The sequence below is a fragment of the Pseudarthrobacter sp. 05T312 genome, from assembly GCF_056396685.1.
Map to the genome: position 1 here is coordinate 1 of NZ_JBFTLY010000079.1, position 338 is coordinate 338.

Annotated in this window: 1 protein-coding gene; it reads right to left on the bottom strand. The window is 63.0% G+C overall.

What is annotated here, in order from left to right; all coding sequences use genetic code 11:
• Positions 1-338: transposase (locus tag AC1DIP_RS22400; RefSeq protein WP_477735140.1), on the bottom strand; the 338-nt coding region annotated here is incomplete at both ends.

Below are 338 nucleotides of genomic sequence, written 5' to 3' on the forward strand. Positions count from 1 at the left end.
TTTGGCGATGGCTTCCATGATCCGGTGCGGATCCGACGAGGCGGCCAGCCGCTTTCGCCAGTACGTCAGCGTGCTCGGATGGAACGCGGTATCGGTCAGCCCGTAACCGCAAGCGGCCTTCCACCTCAGATCAAAAGTCAACGCCTCGGCGGTTTCCCGATCAGAGAGGCCCTGCAATGCCTGCAGCACCAGCACCGACCCGATGACCGGCGCCGGAACCGACGGCCTGCCCCGCCGCGACGGAAACAAATCCTCCATCATCGAATCCGGAAACAACCGCCCCCGATGTTTGGCCAGAAAAGCGAAAACACTGCCCGGAGCCAACAACTCCCCGGCCA